Origin of the sequence: Marinicella meishanensis (assembly GCF_019931145.1) — a bacterium.
Classification (GTDB): domain Bacteria; phylum Pseudomonadota; class Gammaproteobacteria; order Xanthomonadales; family Marinicellaceae; genus Marinicella; species Marinicella meishanensis.
The window spans coordinates 118,789-134,689 of sequence record NZ_JAIOUV010000010.1 but is presented as its reverse complement, the minus strand read 5'-3'; the positions used below and the strand labels follow the sequence as shown (position 1 = coordinate 134,689).

The 15,901-nt window shown below is 51.6% G+C and carries 19 protein-coding genes and 1 tRNA gene; 7 read left to right on the top strand and 13 right to left on the bottom strand.

Going from position 1 to position 15,901, the window contains the following annotated elements; translation table 11 throughout:
* The first annotated feature begins 29 nt into the window (after positions 1 to 29).
* The 6 genes from lolB to pth all read left to right on the top strand — a co-directional run bounded on the left by lolB (position 30) and on the right by pth (position 4,036).
* Complete coding sequence (gene lolB, locus K7G70_RS16190; protein WP_255590462.1) at positions 30 to 575, top strand: lipoprotein insertase outer membrane protein LolB; 546 nt, start codon at positions 30 to 32, stop codon at positions 573 to 575.
* Positions 569 to 1,414, top strand: a complete 846-nt coding sequence (gene ispE / locus K7G70_RS16185) for a 4-(cytidine 5'-diphospho)-2-C-methyl-D-erythritol kinase (protein ID WP_223789698.1) — start codon at positions 569 to 571, stop codon at positions 1,412 to 1,414. The genes lolB and ispE overlap by 7 nt, the downstream gene beginning before the upstream one ends.
* Positions 1,415 to 1,589: 175 nt before the next feature.
* Positions 1,590 to 1,665: transfer RNA gene (locus tag K7G70_RS16180), tRNA-Gln, on the top strand.
* Between the two features lie 54 nt (positions 1,666 to 1,719).
* Entirely contained in the window at positions 1,720 to 2,673 is a 954-nt protein-coding gene (locus tag K7G70_RS16175; RefSeq protein WP_223789697.1) for a ribose-phosphate diphosphokinase, read from the top strand.
* Positions 2,674 to 2,732: 59 nt separating this feature from the next.
* Positions 2,733 to 3,410 carry a 50S ribosomal protein L25/general stress protein Ctc gene (locus tag K7G70_RS16170; RefSeq protein ID WP_223789696.1) on the top strand — a complete coding sequence of 226 codons (678 nt, stop codon included), beginning with the start codon at positions 2,733 to 2,735 and terminating at the stop codon, positions 3,408 to 3,410.
* Between the two features lie 62 nt (positions 3,411 to 3,472).
* Entirely contained in the window at positions 3,473 to 4,036 is a 564-nt protein-coding gene (pth, locus tag K7G70_RS16165) for an aminoacyl-tRNA hydrolase (protein WP_223789695.1), read from the top strand.
* A gap of 3 nt (positions 4,037 to 4,039) precedes the next feature.
* Here the strand turns inward: pth and metX are convergent, their stop codons facing one another.
* The 9 genes from metX to K7G70_RS16120 all read right to left on the bottom strand — a co-directional run bounded on the left by metX (position 4,040) and on the right by K7G70_RS16120 (position 11,827).
* Positions 4,040 to 5,134: a homoserine O-acetyltransferase MetX gene (gene metX / locus K7G70_RS16160; RefSeq protein ID WP_223789694.1), complete on the bottom strand. Its 1,095-nt coding sequence runs from the start codon at positions 5,132 to 5,134 to the stop codon at positions 4,040 to 4,042.
* Between the two features lie 112 nt (positions 5,135 to 5,246).
* Positions 5,247 to 6,197 (bottom strand): hypothetical protein, encoded by a 951-nt coding sequence (locus tag K7G70_RS16155; RefSeq protein ID WP_223789693.1) that lies wholly within the window; start codon positions 6,195 to 6,197, stop codon positions 5,247 to 5,249.
* Complete coding sequence (locus K7G70_RS16150; RefSeq protein WP_223789692.1) at positions 6,194 to 7,054, bottom strand: ABC transporter ATP-binding protein; 861 nt, start codon at positions 7,052 to 7,054, stop codon at positions 6,194 to 6,196. The genes K7G70_RS16155 and K7G70_RS16150 overlap by 4 nt, the downstream gene beginning before the upstream one ends.
* Positions 7,051 to 7,422, bottom strand: coding sequence for a GntR family transcriptional regulator (locus K7G70_RS16145; RefSeq protein WP_223789691.1), 372 nt, complete (start codon positions 7,420 to 7,422; stop codon positions 7,051 to 7,053). The genes K7G70_RS16150 and K7G70_RS16145 overlap by 4 nt, the downstream gene beginning before the upstream one ends.
* Position 7,423: 1 nt before the next feature.
* A complete protein-coding gene (locus tag K7G70_RS16140; protein ID WP_223789690.1) occupies positions 7,424 to 7,630 on the bottom strand; it encodes a hypothetical protein in 207 nt (68 codons plus the stop codon).
* A gap of 97 nt (positions 7,631 to 7,727) precedes the next feature.
* Complete coding sequence (locus K7G70_RS16135; RefSeq protein ID WP_223789689.1) at positions 7,728 to 8,174, bottom strand: hypothetical protein; 447 nt, start codon at positions 8,172 to 8,174, stop codon at positions 7,728 to 7,730.
* A complete protein-coding gene (locus K7G70_RS16130; protein ID WP_223789688.1) occupies positions 8,164 to 9,054 on the bottom strand; it encodes an ABC transporter permease in 891 nt (296 codons plus the stop codon). Before K7G70_RS16130 ends, K7G70_RS16135 begins: the two co-directional genes overlap by 11 nt.
* The gene (locus K7G70_RS16125; protein ID WP_223789687.1) at positions 9,051 to 10,022 is read right to left on the bottom strand and encodes an ABC transporter permease; all 972 of its coding nucleotides are present in this window, start codon (positions 10,020 to 10,022) and stop codon (positions 9,051 to 9,053) included. Before K7G70_RS16125 ends, K7G70_RS16130 begins: the two co-directional genes overlap by 4 nt.
* Positions 10,022 to 11,827 carry an ABC transporter substrate-binding protein gene (locus K7G70_RS16120; RefSeq protein WP_223789686.1) on the bottom strand — a complete coding sequence of 602 codons (1,806 nt, stop codon included), beginning with the start codon at positions 11,825 to 11,827 and terminating at the stop codon, positions 10,022 to 10,024. The genes K7G70_RS16125 and K7G70_RS16120 overlap by 1 nt, the downstream gene beginning before the upstream one ends.
* A 129-nt stretch (positions 11,828 to 11,956) precedes the next feature.
* On the opposite strand from K7G70_RS16120, the gene K7G70_RS16115 reads away from it, so the two are divergent.
* Positions 11,957 to 12,271 carry an Mpo1-like protein gene (locus tag K7G70_RS16115; protein ID WP_223789685.1) on the top strand — a complete coding sequence of 105 codons (315 nt, stop codon included), beginning with the start codon at positions 11,957 to 11,959 and terminating at the stop codon, positions 12,269 to 12,271.
* 8 nt (positions 12,272 to 12,279) lie between these two features.
* On the opposite strand, the gene prmC is transcribed toward K7G70_RS16115, so the two are convergent.
* The 4 genes from prmC to K7G70_RS16095 are packed head-to-tail and all read right to left on the bottom strand — an operon-like array spanning position 12,280 to position 15,853.
* Complete coding sequence (prmC, locus tag K7G70_RS16110) at positions 12,280 to 13,134, bottom strand: peptide chain release factor N(5)-glutamine methyltransferase (RefSeq protein WP_223789684.1); 855 nt, start codon at positions 13,132 to 13,134, stop codon at positions 12,280 to 12,282.
* A gap of 23 nt (positions 13,135 to 13,157) precedes the next feature.
* Complete coding sequence (locus tag K7G70_RS16105) at positions 13,158 to 13,691, bottom strand: hypothetical protein (protein WP_223789683.1); 534 nt, start codon at positions 13,689 to 13,691, stop codon at positions 13,158 to 13,160.
* A gap of 24 nt (positions 13,692 to 13,715) precedes the next feature.
* Positions 13,716 to 14,264, bottom strand: a complete 549-nt coding sequence (locus K7G70_RS16100) for an RNA polymerase sigma factor (RefSeq protein WP_223789682.1) — start codon at positions 14,262 to 14,264, stop codon at positions 13,716 to 13,718.
* A 5-nt stretch (positions 14,265 to 14,269) separates the two neighbouring features.
* A complete protein-coding gene (locus K7G70_RS16095) occupies positions 14,270 to 15,853 on the bottom strand; it encodes an ankyrin repeat domain-containing protein (RefSeq protein ID WP_223789681.1) in 1,584 nt (527 codons plus the stop codon).
* Positions 15,854 to 15,901 lie beyond the last annotated feature (48 nt).

Here is a 15,901-nt window from a genome sequence, read left to right as displayed (position 1 = left end):
GCCCGTATTCTCAGTTAATTCTGGTGCTCATGTTAACCATCCTGTTGACGGCTTGTCAGAAATCCACCCAGATCAAGCCCACTGTGGCGGTCGACCTGTTGTCGCTTGACCACCACAGCGCCTACCAGTTCAATGGCAAAATGTCTTTTTCAGACGGTCAGGATGGTGGAACTGGTCGGGTCACGTGGCAATCCAATCAAGGGCTGATCGATGCCTCACTCAAAGCGCCTTTGGGCAGCCAAAGCTGGCAATTGATCGAGTCGGTACAGGGTGCCACCTTGATCGCCAATGGCGGTGACCAGCTGCATTCTGTGGATGCCGGTTGGTTGATCAGTCAACAATTGGGTTGGCAAGTGCCTTGGCAGGCATTAAAACACTGGGTGGTGGCCCAACCCCATCAAACCCAAGCAGCCAGGGTGCAGTGGCAAGGAGATGCCTTAACCATTGAAGAAGCCGGCTGGCGCATTGAGTACAGTAAATTCAAACCTTATCCAGGTGGCTCCTTACCACACAAGATGGTGGCCCGCAAAGGCGAGTACGCCATCAAGTTGGCGGTGAGAAACTGGCAATGGTGACCGCCCAGCTGCTCAGCCCGGCAAAAATCAATTTGATGTTGCGGATTGTGGGGCGCCGCGACGATGGCTTCCATTTGTTGCAAACCTGTTTCCAGTTGTTGAACTGGGGTGATCAGATGACCTTTGACTGCCAGCAACAAGCAGGCAATGGGAAAATCACGGTTCAGGGCATGCCGCAAGTGGCAGCCGCGAACAATTTAATCAGCCTTGCGGCAGACGCCTTGCGCCCATTGGCACAGGTGCCTTCTGATTGGGTGGTGTCGGTGGACAAGCGCATTCCCATGGGGGGTGGTTTGGGTGGCGGGAGCTCGAATGCGGCCACCACTTTGAAATTTTTGAATCAACATTGGCGTTGTGGACTGTCGCCGCCAGCATTGTTGTCGTTGGCCGCTCAATTGGGTGCTGATGTGCCCATTTTTGTGAGCGGGCAGAGTGCCTTGGCGACCGGCATTGGCGAGGTGATCACACCGCGGTCATTTGACACGCCGCATGTGCTGTTGTTGATGCCAGATTGTCAGATCAACACGGCGGCCTTGTTTGGGCATGCCGATTTGACCCGCGATCAAGTGCCATTGCCTGAGGCCTGGTTGCAGGATTCGGCGTTTTGGATCAATGATTTTTTCCCCTTGGTGTTGCAACTGCAACCGGCGGTTAAGCGCTTGTATGAAGCACTCAAAGACCACATGCCTGTGCGCCTTTCAGGCACCGGTTCAACGCTGTTTGCGGTGTTTGCCGATGCCGCTGATGCGGCCAAAGCCAGTCAGCTGGCCAGCGCGCATTGCCGCGCCATTCTGGTGCGTCCCTTGGCTGGCATGACAAACACCGATTCGTTTGCATAAAGCCGCGGTTTTGCTGGGTCGGGCTGGGGGCTGGAAAAAACCTCAAAATTTTGGGTTTTTGCCTTTGCAATAAAAAAAGAACTGGTTATAATATGCCGCCTTTGACGCAGATTATACTGCGGCAAAGTTAAGCTGGTTGGGTTTCTGAGGCGTTGAAATTCAACGAGTTGCGAATTGGGATGTCGCCAAGTGGCTAAGGCACCAGGTTTTGATCCTGGCATTCGCAGGTTCGAGTCCTGCCATCCCAGCCATATTATTGTGATGCCCGTGTACAGCACGGGCATACTTATGTCTGAGGCTGACAAATGTTCGACCGGGGAATCAGGTTATTTTCGGGCAATGCCAATCCAGCATTGGGTCAAAAAATTGCAGATAACTTAGGCGTTCCTTTGGGACGTGCCAAAGTCGGTCGATTCAGCGATGGCGAAGTCTCGGTTGAAATCAGAGACAACGTCCGCGGACAAGACATCTTTCTGATTCAACCCACCTGTCGCCCCACCGCCGATAACTTCATGGAACTGGTTGTGATGGTTGATGCCCTGAAGCGGGCTTCGGCCAAAACGGTCACTGCCGTGATTCCATATTTTGGTTATGCCCGACAAGACCGCAGACCGCGTTCTTCGCGGGTGCCCATCACCGCCAAAGTGGCGGCCAAGATGATCGCTGCGGTTGGTGTGGATCGGGTGTTGACGGTGGATTTGCACGCCGATCAAATCCAGGGATTTTTTGACATCCCGGTGGACAATGTGTATGCCTCACCATTGACTTTGGCTGACATGTGGCAACGCTTTGACAGCAAGGATGTGACCATTGTGTCACCCGACATCGGTGGCGTGGTGCGGGCCCGGGCCATTGCCAAACGCTTGGGTTGTGAACTGGCCATCATCGACAAACGACGGCCCAAACCGAACATGGCCAAGGTGATGAACATCATCGGCGATGTGACCGGTCAAATTTGTATCCTGGTGGACGACATGATCGACACCGCCGGGACTTTGTGTGCTGCATCGACGGCATTGAAAGAATGGCAGGCCAAAGAGGTCCATGCCTATTGTGTGCACCCTGTGTTATCCGGGGATGCCATCAAGAACATTGAAAATTCGGGGCTCACTGAATTGGTGGTGACTGACACCATCCCATTAAGACAAGAAGCCTTGGATTGTAAAAAGATTCGCCAATTGTCTGTCGCAGAAATGCTCGGAGAGACCATTCGGCGCATAGCTAACAGAGAATCTGTCAGCTCGATGTACATCGATTGAAGCAATCGGTGAAAGATGCCCTGGTCGCAAGGGCATGAGTATTATTATAGGAAAACATTATGTCAATTTTTAAAGTAGAAGCCAAATTGCGTGAAGACGTGGGGAAAGGTGCGAGCCGCCGCTTGCGTCACGAAGGTTTGGTTCCTGTGGTTTTGTATGGCGGTGAGAAACAACCAACCACCTTGACCCTGAATCACAACAAAGTCTTGCGTTTGATCGAAGACGAGGCGTTCTTCTCCAGCATCATTGAGTTTGTCGCTGATGGCGGCAAAACCCAAAAAGTGGTGGTTAAGGACATGCAAAGACATCCGTCCAAGCACGTCATCATGCACATGGATTTCATGCGTGTGGATGACAAGCACGAAATCACCATGTCGGTGCCTTTGCACTTCTTGGGTGGCGAATCTTCACCGGCCGGCAAATCTTCTCGTGTGATGATCGATTACCAAATGAACGAAGTGGAAATCACCTGTTTCCCCAAAGACTTGCCAGAATTCATTGAAGTGGATGTGGCTGAGTTCAGTGCTGGTGATAACTTGCACTTGAGTGATTTGACCATGCCCAAAGGCGTGACTTTGACCGCTTTCACCCATGGTGATGACGAGGCCCACGACGCCGTTGTGGTAACCACCTCAGCCATCGGTCAGGCGCCTGCTGAAACCGAAGGCGAAGAAGAGACCGTCGCTCCAAATGAAGTGGTAGCCACTGAACAGTCCAAAGACGACTCAGCTGAGTAACTCCCGTCTTTCGAAGGGAGGCCACTCCAGGCTTCCCTTCAACCCCATTTTCTGAATCCATCATGCAAGTCATCATAGGCTTGGGCAACCCAGGCGAAAAATACCAACTCACCCGACACAATGCGGGTTTTTGGTATGCCGATGCCTTGGTCGAGGCCCATGGTGGGCGTTTCAAAACCGAAAAAAAATTCAAAGCCGAAGTGGCGGCGATCAATGTGGCAGGCCACAAAGTGTGGGTGGTTAAACCCCAGACTTTCATGAATTGTTCCGGGCAAAGCGTCTTGCCTTTTGCCCATTTCTACCGCATACCTGCCAGTGAAATTCTGGTGGCTTATGATGAACTGGACATTCCGGCGGGCACCGCCAAACTGAAAAAAACCGGTGGCCATGGCGGCCACAACGGCTTGCGCGACATCATGCCAGGTTTGGGCCCAGATTTTCGGCGATTGCGCATCGGCATTGGGCACCCCGGACACAAATCGAAAGTCACCCCTTGGGTGTTGGGCAAACCATCACTGGATGATCAAGTGGTCATCGAGCGGTGCATCGACAAATGTGTCAAAGAAACCGAAAACTTGGTCAAAGGAGATTGGGATCGGGCCATGAAAAACATCCACACCCCTTGATTGTTATTGCGTTCCTTGCAAGTAATCTTCAACCAGCCGGGTGAACACCGGTTGATCCACCAAAAAAGCATCGTGACCTTGGATGGAATCGGTGATCACCAATTCACTGTCACAACCCATGTCCAGCAGCAAGGCATGCAATTTTTCTTGTAAATCGGTGGGAAACAACAAGTCGGTGGTCACACCAATCACCAAGGCCGAGTCCAATGTGACGTGCTGCAGCGGGTTGTCAGCCCGATTTTTGGCATAACGATAACCATCAAACCAATCCATCGCCCGGGACAAATAGAGGTAACTGATCGGGTCAAATTGGTGAATGAATTGATTGGCATGGTGTTCCAGGTAACTTTCCACCGGAAATTCGATGCCAAAAGGGTGTTCGGGGACTTGCTTCAGAGAGCGGGGAAAACGATCACGCCATTCCAGCGCGGAGCGGTAGGAGAGCATGCCGATTTTGCGGGCGAATTTCATGCCCTCTTCCGGCCAACTGGTGGCCGAATAGTGTCCTTGGTTGAAATTTTCATCCTTCAAGATGGCTTCCCGTTGCAATGACCGGATGGCGGTGCTGAAGGGTGGTGAGGCCATGCCCGAGGCGATGTGTACCAAGTGTCGGCAATAGTTATGGTGATTCAACAACAGCGCCAGCGCCGACATGCCGCCCATGGAAGGACCGATCACTGCGTGTAATTGTTCAATGCCCAATGATTGACACAACAACACCGAACTGTTGGCGATGTCCTCCAGGGTCAAATCAGGGAATTCGAAGCGGTAAGGCTTTCCGGTATGGGGCTTGGGTGAACAGGGCCCGGTGGAGCCTTTGCAGCTGCCCAAAGAACTGGCACAAACCACAAACCATTGGTCGGTATCGATGGCTTTACCCGGACCTATCATGAAGTCCCACCAACCGGCGGTGTCATTGGCCGAATGCCGGGCGGCATGAGAATCGGCCGACAAGCCGGTCAAGATCAAAATGGCATTGGATTGATCGGCATTCAACTCACCCCAGGTTTCATAAGCCAACAAGCCGCCATGGATTTGTCCACCGCGGTGGAAGGTGAAGGCATCTGGCAGTTGAAACAGTTTGAGGTAATTGGCCATAGGGTTCCCAAAAGCAAACGGCCCGTCAAAAATCAAGGCCGTTCAAATTGGGTCACATTGTAACAAAGAGGCCCTGTAATAAGAAGCCTCTTGGCGGACTGTGCCGAAGTCTTTAGGTGGCGTTTCTGAAGCGCCTGACGTAGATCGCCAAGGCCACCGCGACCACGGCAAAAATCAGGCCGTAATACACCGATGGGTTGGTCAAGCCACTGAGCATGGATTGAATCAATTCCATGCCGGTGCGTTCCGACGGATCAAAATCAATCTCTTCCACGGTGAAGCCCAGACCCGAAGTGAATGGTTGCAGGCCTTTGGCCATCAACAAACCAATGGTTTTGAAGACCCCGATTCGAATCACATCCAGGTTGACCAGGGCGTTGTACCAGTACCACGCAAAGCCAGCCAGCATCGGCGCAAACACCGCCAGCAAGAACGGTCGGCGTTTGGAAAATGAGGATGAAAACAACAACCAACCATAGACCGGCAAAGCCCATACTGCCTGCGCCAGACAGCCCACCAGGAAGGCGCCCCAGTTGGTGAAGTAGTTGATGTTGGACCACAATATGGTGAACGGATTCGCCCCATGCAATAACAGCAGGATGCTGGTGAGCAAAAAGAACACCAGGTGACTGACGATCAAACCGGCGGTAAAAATCAGCGGTGCCACCACTGTGGCGGTCACCAGTTTGGACAGCACCGTTTGGGTGTCAGAAACTGGTAGCGATTTCCAAAACAGGATGCTGCCGTCTTTGCGGTCATCATACAAACTGCCCAACAGGAAGAAAAAGATGATGATGAACAGCACGAAATGATACAGCGATTCGGTGGACAACATGAAAATGTCGATGCCGGCTTGGATCTTGGCCGGATCCATGTTTTCCAAGGCTTTGACACCGAACTCAACCGCTTGACCTGAATTCAGTTTGAGATCAAAACGATCGGTGGTCAAATAACCGAGCAACAAAATCACGGTAAACACCGCCCCAATGATCAACGGGGTTTTCAAAAAAGCACCGCGGTGCTCCCAGTATTCTCTGATCAACAATGCCTTGAACGTTTTCATGCTTGTTCCTCCTCTTGCATCAGGGCCACAAATAAATCAGACACCGAAGGCCGTTGCACTTCGCCCAAGGTTTCAATCACGTCACGGGAATGGGAATGAAACAACATGATGTACTTGCCAAAAACTTTGCGCATGGTCAAGGGTTTGTGTTTCATGGCTTCCTCATAATGGTCTTGATTGACCATCACTTCAAAATAAGAATTGGTCAGTTCATCCATGTTGGCGTTCAACACGATTTCGCCTTCTCTGATGAACACCACATCGGTCAGGATGTGTTCGATTTCTTCGACTTGGTGGGTGGTGATGATGATGGTGCGTTCATTGTCGAAGTAGTCATTCAACAAATTGTCGTAAAACTGCTTCCTGAACAAAATGTCCAAGCCCAAAGTGGGCTCATCCAACACCAACAGTTTGGCGTCAATCGACATGACCAAGGCCAGGTGCAGTTGCGCAGTCATGCCTTTGGACAGTTCTTTGACCTTGTGATTCATCTTGATCTTGGTCTTGGTCAAGAAATATTTGGCTTGCTCCACATCGAAATTGGGATGGGTTTGTTCGGTGAATTGCAGCAGTTGTGACACCTTGATCCATTTCGGTAACACCGCCACATCGGCAATGAAACAGATTTCTTTCATCAAATCAGCGCGTTTTTTGTAGGGATCAATGCCCAAAACTTTCAACTCGCCATCACAAGAATCCAGTCCCAGTACAGATTTCAATAAGGTGGTTTTACCGGCGCCATTGGGACCGATCAAACCGACGATTTTGCCTTTGCTGATGTCGATGTTGACATTTTTCAATGCTTGGAAATTGCCATACTTCTTGTTGACATTCTGTGCGCTTAAGATGTGACTCATTGATTACTCCCAATTGCCTTTAACGAGTTGATTAATTGTTCGGTGTCCAAATTCAGGGTTTGAATTCGATTCAGTATTTTAGGCCAATCTTCTTTGATAAACTGTTCATTTTCATTGACCTGTAATTTTTGTGCCGCACCGGACTGCACAAACATGCCCAAGCCGCGTCTTTTTTCGACCAATTCTTCGTCCACCAATATCTGATAGGATTTGGAGACAGTGATGGGATTGACTTTGTAATCAATCGCCACCTGTCTGACCGATGGCAGGGCGTCACCCTCGCGGATGTCGCCTGACAATATCATGTCTTTGATTTGGTCCTTCAATTGTAAATAGATGGGTTCCTTGTCGTTCCACTGGAAGCTCATTTTATTTCACCAATTTGGGTAACAGTAAGTGAAGGGTCATTTGGCTCTTTTGGGGTTGTTTGGCGGCCTTGAAGTTGGTCTTGATGGCCGGTGGTTCTGCTGCCCCTGAATCATTGGACGGGGTGATGGCATAACCCAACATCACGGTCGTTAATAACGACAGAAATAAGATGGTTACCACCAGGATGTTTTGTTTGGTTTGGTTCATGATACACCTGCTCTTGCCTTAGGTGTATTACTATACTACAACACTACTCATATAGTCAAGTAGGCCAAAAGTCATGAGGTGGCCAAGTCATTGATGTTCAGCGGTATTCGTCATTGGAGCCCGGGACCAAATACAAAATGGCCCGTTTGACGATTTGTTCGGTGCGGAAATTTTCAGAAAACAAAAAACAATCCAGCACATAGGGCAGTTCGGCCGAACCCGGCACAATGGCTGGCATGGTTTGATCGCGCAAATCAATGTCCAGGGTTTCCACCGCGTAGGTGGTCATGTCCGGCACAGGGATGGCATTGAAGGCAAAAGCCGGTTGGTCTTTGATCGCCAATTGACAGCTCAGTTGGTTGTTCTCCCGGGTCGATTTGTTGCGGTGAGAAAGCCGCAATTTGAGCTGCGCTTCTGGCACCTGAAAGGACACGATTTCAATCAAGGAAGGCAGGTTCTGTAATTCAGTGCGGGGCACCGAGTTGCAGCCGGCGGTTGACAGGACCAATGCGGTCAGGATCAGTTTGGTGGTGTTATTTGGCATGGTGAGAATTGATTTTGGGGTCTAAAGCATCTTGCAATGCGTCTGAAAAAAAGTTGAAGCCAATGACCAACACGAACAACAGCAGTGAGGCTGTGAGGAAGTTGTTGAAGTAACCGGCTTGGATGTCGTTGGTGGATTCGGCGATCATCAAACCCCAGCTGATGCCATTTTTGATGCCGATGCCCAGGAAGCTTAATATCACTTCGGTTTTGATGGCGGTGACAAAAATCAGGGTGGTTTGGATGATGATCAAATGACTGGTGTTGGGGATGATGTGGGCCCACAAAATGGCCCGATGATGTTGGCCCATGGCTTGTGCGGCTTCAACGAATTCCAATTGTTTCAAGGCGATGACTTCACTGCGGATGATGCGTGCCACGGTGGTCCAAAACACCGCAATCATGGCCATGTGCATGGCAAACACGTGCTCGGCCATGGCATAGGCCACGGCCGCCACAAACAGATAAAACGGGATGGAGTCCAGCACGCCCATGACCCACAATAACAATGCATCAATCCAGCTGCCTTGGTAAAAACCGGCCACCGCTCCCAACAACACCCCAAGCAAAGTGGCCAGCACGGTCACCACCAGACCGACCTCAAAGGCCACTTTGGTGGCATAAATGCCCCGTTCTGCGACGTCTTGACCGATGGCATTGGTGCCCAACCAATGGCTGGCAGAAGGGCCTTGATTGAATTGGGCTGAAATTTCACTCCAGCCTTGGCCCCAGAGACCGAGCCACACGCCACAAGCCAACAAAAAGTACAGCAGCACAATCAGCAAGCCCAACATGCCGATGCGGTCTTGTTTGAAATGCTGCCAGGATTTCAGCCATAAGCTGGCATGCGGTGGCTGGATGCTGGGATTAATCGCAGTCATTTCAAGGCTATCCTGGGATCAAACCACCGGTACAGAATTTCGGCCCCAGTCAACACCGCCACGAATAACACCGCGGTGAGTCCGACGATGGCTTTGAGCACCGGTTGGTCACCGGCCACGATGGCATCATACGTCACCATACCAATGCCGGGGATGCCAAAGTAGCTTTCGATCAACAAGGAGCCACTGATGACCACCAATGGGATGGAGAACAACACCCGGGTGGTGATCGGGACCAAGGCGTTTTTCAACATGTATTTGTATTGGATGGCGCCTGGCCCATGGCCGAAAGCCCGGGCGGTGGTGACGTGGTCTTTGTTCAATTCTTCGACCAGCACGGCCCGGTAAAAGCGGGTGTTGTAACCCAACGACACAAACACAATGGCCAAAGTCGGCACCGTGACGTATTTGGCGTAGGCCAACCAAGAGAAATGACCTTCGGCATCAAACACCTGCCAGCCACGTACTGGGAACCAATTGAGGCCATAACTGGATGAGAAGATCAACTGGAAGCCGATGATCACAATCAAAAAAGAAATGCTCATGCCCATCACCGCCACGGCCATGATGGTTTTGTCTTGCCATTGACCCCGGTGCTGAGCGGCTTTGGATGCCAGCACCAGGGCCAGCAAATTGCCCAGCACAAAACCCGGCAGCATCAACAGCAGGGACACCGGCATGGCCTCCTGCAACATGGTCGAGACCGGCTGGTCTTTGACCATCGACAAGCCAAAGTCAAAGCGCAGCAATTCAGACAAGTAATGCAGATAACGTTGCCAAAAGGGTTGGTCATAACCCAACACCGAGCGGATTTCATTAATGGCCTCAGGTGAGGCGTTCTTGCTCAGCAGTGAATAGGTCAAATCGGGCCCAAAATGGACCATCAGCATGAATGAGACCAGCGTCACACCCAACACCAAAGGGATGCCTTCCAGGAGTTTTTTGCCGATAAACAACCAAGTGTTCATCACTTCACATCAACGTACCTGAGGTGGAATCCACCCACGATTTCACGATCCGGGAAGGTGATCACATTCTTGTGCCACAAGTGAATTTTGTTCCGGGACAAACCGGAAATGACCACACAATCATCGATCACCATTTGATTCATTTGTTGGTACAGGCGGGTGCGTTCGGGCGATGGTTGCATGGTGCTGGATTGTTCAAACAAGGCATCAAATGCGGGGTTTTGGTAATTGAAGTTGTTTGATCCCGGGGCTTCATTGGGGCCATAAAACAACTGCAAGGTGTTTTCGGCATCGGGATAATCCAAAGTCCAGCCCATGAAGAAAAACGGCACTTGGCGGTTTTTGACCGCTTGGTTGAAGTTGCCAAAACTGGGGTAGGGTACGTATTCTATGCGGTTGTTGGGGTAACCCAATTGATTCAAGAAGCCGCGCAATTGCTCAAAAAATTGTTTTTGTAAGACACTGCCATTGACGTGATATTCAAACACCGGCAAGTCCTCGGTTTGCCAGCCATGGGCTGCCAGCAGGGCTTTGGCAGCGGCCACGTCGGTGGTGATCGAATCGCGAGAGAGGTTGGGGTCATATTCGGGCACACTGGGCGGGATGATGCCTGGAAACACGGTACCCAGGCCAAAATAGAAAGCCTGGTTTTTTTGTTGCCAGTCATGCACCTGGCGGATGGCACAACGCAGGGCTTTGTTTTTGGCATCTTGCTCAGGATCGCTGGCATGGCCAAATGTGGGATCCTGCATATTGAAGCCGTGGTAGACAAAACCCGCTTCGATGCCATAGCTGTGGTGGTAATTTTGGGTGATTTGGGGATGTAAGCGGATTGGATTTCTGCTCATCAACACGGTGTTTTGTTTGTCTTTGGGCACCGTGGTGTACTGGATTTCATTGCCCTTGGTGAATGACTGCCAACGGGAAGCGGTTTCCTTGATGAAATTAATTTCCAGTTGATCAACAAAGGGCGGTGATAGGCCATGCAGGGCTTGGATGCCCAAGGCGCCGTGTTTGGCTTCATCAAAGCCTTCAAAATAGATGTCCAGAGGTTCAGATCGGAACCGGGGGTTTTTCTTCAGGTAAGCCGTTTCTGAATCAAAGCGATCCAAATAGAATGGGCCAGAGCCAATCGGTTTGGAACCAAACTCTGCGCCCAAGGCTGCGACCACTTCGCGTGGCACAATGCCAGAAAAACCGGTGGCCAAGGAATAAATCAGTTGGGGGTAGGCCTGGGTTAACTGGATGACCAAGGTGTGGTCATCAATGGCTTGTAAGCCGGCAACCGGGACGTCGTAATCGGCACCTTGGGTTTTCCAATCATCCAAGCCTTGAATTTTTCCTTGCCACAACCAGGCCCCAGAGGCGTTGTTCTTGGGATCGAATGAGCGTTTGATGGAATACACCACATCACTGGCCACCACCGCCCGGCCTTGGCCGTTGTCGAATGCCGGGTGGTCATGAAAGCGGGCGTTGGTTTTGAGTTTGATTTCGTAGCGCAGGCCATCTTCGCTGATGGTTGGCATGGCCGCCGCCAAATTGGGTTTCAGCTGGTAGGGTCTGGCCAGATACTTGTAGCTGTACAGGGTGTCAAAAATGTTGACCACCAAAAAGTTGCTGTATATGGTCGAGGCCTTGATGGGGTCCAAACTGGTGGGTTTGCCATCAATCGAGTGGCGGTAAATTTTGGTGCCATTGATGATCGAGGAAGTTGGGGTGCCATAAGCGCTGCGGTCATCCTGACCACAGGCCACCAGCCCAAGGGCCGTCAATACAATCAAAGTAAATTTTATGTGAGTCACCATGACAGACGTTTTGTGGTCGGGCAATCATTATAACGATTGCGTCTGGCAATGGCAAAAGGGACCAAGTGGCCACCGTTCTAAGCGGCTTATGGCGAGCCATTGAGCGGCCGTCTGTGCTATCATGAATGGATGAGTGAACATTCTCCACAATTCAAATCTTTCAAAGATTTCTATCCCTATTATTTGCAAGAGCACAGCAACCCAATCTGCCGCCGATTACACGTGATTGGATCCGCCTTGGTGTTGTTGGTGACCGCGGCGGTGTTGTTGACCCAACAATGGGTGTGGTTGTGGCTGTTGCCGGTGATTGGTTACGGTTTTGCCTGGGTGGGTCATTTTTTCTTTGAGCACAATCGACCGGCGACTTTTTCCCACCCCTGGTACAGTTTGGCCGGAGATTGGGTCATGTTTTGGCAGGTCATCACCGGCAAAATCAAAATCTGAAAATCGGTTCAGCCGGAACTGGGTTGTCGTCCATAACTGACCCGGTCATGGCCGGCCAGATCCGCTCGGCTGTTGATGTCCGTCAGCCCGGCTTGCCGCAACAGTGCTTGTACCTCGGTTTTTTGTTGCCAACCATGCTCGAACACCAGCCAAGCACCCGCATTCAGGTAGGCCGGGGCTTGTTCACAGATGGTTTTGAAATCTGCCAGACCATCCTCAGCGGCCACCAGGGCCTCGATCGGTTCATGGGTCAATGCCGTCAAATGGGGGTCGTTGGCTGCGATGTAAGGCGGGTTGCTGACGATCAAATCAAAACCTCGCTCGGGCACCTGGCTGAACCAATCGGCCAGGATGAACTGGCAATTCTGGATGTCATTTTGCTGGGCATTGAATTGCGCGGTCTTTAAGGCCGCAGATGATCGATCGGTGGCCGTGACTTGGGCCGCGGGAAACACCCGGGCCAAAGCCAAAGCCAGCGCGCCACTGCCGGTTCCCAAATCCAAGATGTGCTCAGGTGCTGAATCTTTTAACAGTTCGATGGACGTTTCAACCACGGTTTCGGTGTCAGCGCGGGGGATCAACGTGGCGGCATTCACCGCCAAATCCAAATCCCAAAACATTTGTTTGCCGATGAGATAGGCCAGCGGCATGCCATCAAGCAACTGGTCTCGCCAGGCATTCAGTTGCTGCAGATCTGCTGATGACAAGGGGTGGTCAGGGTGGGCAAACAACCAGGCAGTGGTGCATTGCAACTGATGACACAGCAGCGTGCGCAGGTCATTGGGCCGCAAATCATGGGGTTGGGCAATGGGCTGTGACAGCCTTTGAATGGACTGAGTCAGCCATTCATTGACGGTGTGCAATGGGTCGATCCGGGAAGAGGAATTCAGCCAAAAGAGCCGTTGAACAAGTCGTCATGCTCGGCGGGTGCCGGTGACGCATCAAATCCACCGCGCATCAAGGCATCGCCGTTTTGGTCAAAGGGCACTTGGTTAATCACATCACCATGAAATGGTAAGCGGGTGATGATGTCGTCATGCGCCATGTCATGGCTGAGGGTTTGTTGTGTTGTGGTATCCAGTTGCTTGAACTCCGGCACCGCGACCACCACGGCCATGGCGAAGGCCACTGTCGCCAATGAGGTTTTCAATGGGGTGTTCATGCCCAACAGGCTGAACCATGAACGGCGAGAATTTTCGATGGACTGGGCCATGATTTGGCTCCAGTCTTGCAAGGTCATGGCCAATTTGGTGGCTTGGGCCGCCGTGTGGTCATTGGCCAGGTCTTCCACATGCTGTAATCGTGACTCAGAGGCTGGCAGGGCTGACAGGCAGTCACCAGGCTGACTGGTGGCTGTGTGCTGCTTGCTGTGGTTCTGGAAAATTCCAGCCAATTGATCTTCGGTTAACTTGATGCTCATGCTTCGTTTCTCAATTTGGATCACTCAATTCAATTCATAAGTGATGTTCATTTTCTGTAACTGTTCTTTCAAGGCGGCCATGGCTCGCTTCGACAGGTTCTCGGCCTTGTAATAAGGCCAGCCTGTGATTTCAGCCATTTCCTTTACCGAGTAACCCTGAAGTCGCAGTTTGACCGCGATCCGTCGACTCTCTGGCAAAGACTCAATGGCTTGCAGCACCTGATTCTGAACTTCTTGATCAATGACACTTTGCTCGGGTTCGAGCTCTTCACTGATCAAATCGGGTGCCTGGCTTGGGGTTGTTGGGTCTTGGTCAGGTAAGGCCACATCTTGGGTGTAGCGTTTGTGTTTCCTGGCCAGGTCAACAATCACATTGGCTGCCGTTCTGTATATATAAGACGAAAGGTTTTCAATTTCTCGGTCATTTTCCAGAATTTTTATCAAGCGGATGCACACTTCCTGGTACACATCGTCAGCGGTGACGCCATTGATTTGGATGTTTTTGCTGTAGACGGCCTTTTCAATCAGGTGTTGGTGTTGCTGAAAAAGTTGTTCCAGTTTGCGTTTCTTCACCGTCGTTACCAGGCATCTATGAATGAAAGGATCACGCCTTTGGTATTCAATAAAGCGTGCTTTTTGGCATATTGTAGCGCAGTGAATCCCTGGTGGTTGGTGGATTTGGGGGTGGCCCCCAGCTTCAACATTTCATGGGCGATGTTTGCCACATGGCTGTCATCGGCTGCATATTGGCGACTTTTCAAGGCGCCACACAGGATGTGCAAGGCGGTGTTGCCCTGGGGATTGGGGGTGTTGATGTCCAAACCATATTGGTATACCAGTCGCAAAGCGGCTTTGGCTTTGGCGGTGTTGCCATAATATTCGGCAGCCAGGGCGATGTGATGGTACAAACCCATGCCGGTATCATCACAGGTGTTGATGTCGGCGCCGGCATCCAACAGCATGCTCAGGCAGGCTTCATTCCACTGGGAAGCGGCCAAAGACAAACAAGGGTAGCCGCCCGGACCGGCGCCATTGGCTTGGGCGCCGTGACTCAACAACAGCCCAACCAAAGCCCGGGAGTTGCTCATGATGGCACTGGACATGGGCGAGCTGCCATTGGCTGAGCGGTGTTCGATGTCGGCTTGATTTTGGATCAGAAATGAGGCCACGGCGCGGTGCCCTTTGCCGGCTGCGTGGATCAGACCGGTACAGCCTTTGTCATCGGTGATGTCGATGGAGACCCCATCCACCAGCAGTTTATTGATGCGGCCCAGGTTGCCCTCAGCAATGGCCGTGAACCATTGTTGGGTGACTTCATCAGAGGGCTTGGTCTTGGCTGTGGTTGTGGCTGCGATCGTGGGCACGGTCGTCGGTTGTTGGCGGTCGACAGCAATGGTTGCAGTGGGTGGCGCAGCCGAGGCCTCGGCCGGATCGGCATCAGTGAACAAGGGCAGTTCCATTTGTTTGTCGGCCTCAATCTGTGTCACGAACAGTTTAAAAATGCTCGGGTGTTTTTTTTCTGCCACGGCCAAAGCTGATTTGCCGCGTTGGTTTTTGTGGGTACAGTCCACCTTGTGCTCGAGCAAGGTTTTGACCAATTTGGCATTGGGCGTTCTTTGTTGCAAGGCCAACAACAGGGCATTGTCGCCCTGGGCATTGCAATGATGTACATCCACCGTTTGCTGCAACAACAAGTCAAGCACCACATTGGATTGGCTGATCACCGCATCCAAGTAGGCGTTCATGCCTTGCTGGTCGGTGACATCGATGTCATGATCGGATTTGAGCAGGTATTGGACTTTCTTTTCGTGACCCAACAGGCAAGCCGTCATCAAGGCGGTGCGACCGTTGCGGTCGGTGACATCCAAATCACCGGTGTGGGCAAACACCAGCTCCAAGCCTTGGGTGGTGTCTTTGTTGTGTTGGGTGGCAGCGATCAAGGGCGGGCAGTGGTGTTCATGCGGCATCATTTGATTCGCCAACAAATGCTTGGCCACTTTCCAGCGGCCGTGTTTCAGCGCCACATTCAGTGGGGCAAAATCGGGGTGTTTGACTTCATCGATGGCCAGGCCTTGGTCCAACAGTTTCAACATTTGGTCCAATTGTCCTTGTCGACAACAGGACAAGATTTTTTTGGCGGCATCTGAAAGGGGCTGATTCACTCAATTATTCCGTTACACACAGCTGCACAGCATTCAACCAGGCAGGCC

Coding starts and splice junctions, on each gene's coding strand:
- lolB (WP_255590462.1), top strand. CDS start 30: ATGTTAACCATCCTGTTGACGGCTTGTCAGAAATCCACCCAGATCAAG.
- ispE (WP_223789698.1), top strand. CDS start 569: ATGGTGACCGCCCAGCTGCTCAGCCCGGCAAAAATCAATTTGATGTTG.
- K7G70_RS16175 (WP_223789697.1), top strand. CDS start 1,720: ATGTTCGACCGGGGAATCAGGTTATTTTCGGGCAATGCCAATCCAGCA.
- K7G70_RS16170 (WP_223789696.1), top strand. CDS start 2,733: ATGTCAATTTTTAAAGTAGAAGCCAAATTGCGTGAAGACGTGGGGAAA.
- pth (WP_223789695.1), top strand. CDS start 3,473: ATGCAAGTCATCATAGGCTTGGGCAACCCAGGCGAAAAATACCAACTC.
- metX (WP_223789694.1), bottom strand. CDS start 5,134: ATGGCCAATTACCTCAAACTGTTTCAACTGCCAGATGCCTTCACCTTC.
- K7G70_RS16155 (WP_223789693.1), bottom strand. CDS start 6,197: ATGAAAACGTTCAAGGCATTGTTGATCAGAGAATACTGGGAGCACCGC.
- K7G70_RS16150 (WP_223789692.1), bottom strand. CDS start 7,054: ATGAGTCACATCTTAAGCGCACAGAATGTCAACAAGAAGTATGGCAAT.
- K7G70_RS16145 (WP_223789691.1), bottom strand. CDS start 7,422: ATGAGCTTCCAGTGGAACGACAAGGAACCCATCTATTTACAATTGAAG.
- K7G70_RS16140 (WP_223789690.1), bottom strand. CDS start 7,630: ATGAACCAAACCAAACAAAACATCCTGGTGGTAACCATCTTATTTCTG.
- K7G70_RS16135 (WP_223789689.1), bottom strand. CDS start 8,174: ATGCCAAATAACACCACCAAACTGATCCTGACCGCATTGGTCCTGTCA.
- K7G70_RS16130 (WP_223789688.1), bottom strand. CDS start 9,054: ATGACTGCGATTAATCCCAGCATCCAGCCACCGCATGCCAGCTTATGG.
- K7G70_RS16125 (WP_223789687.1), bottom strand. CDS start 10,022: ATGAACACTTGGTTGTTTATCGGCAAAAAACTCCTGGAAGGCATCCCT.
- K7G70_RS16120 (WP_223789686.1), bottom strand. CDS start 11,827: ATGGTGACTCACATAAAATTTACTTTGATTGTATTGACGGCCCTTGGG.
- K7G70_RS16115 (WP_223789685.1), top strand. CDS start 11,957: ATGAGTGAACATTCTCCACAATTCAAATCTTTCAAAGATTTCTATCCC.
- K7G70_RS16105 (WP_223789683.1), bottom strand. CDS start 13,691: ATGAGCATCAAGTTAACCGAAGATCAATTGGCTGGAATTTTCCAGAAC.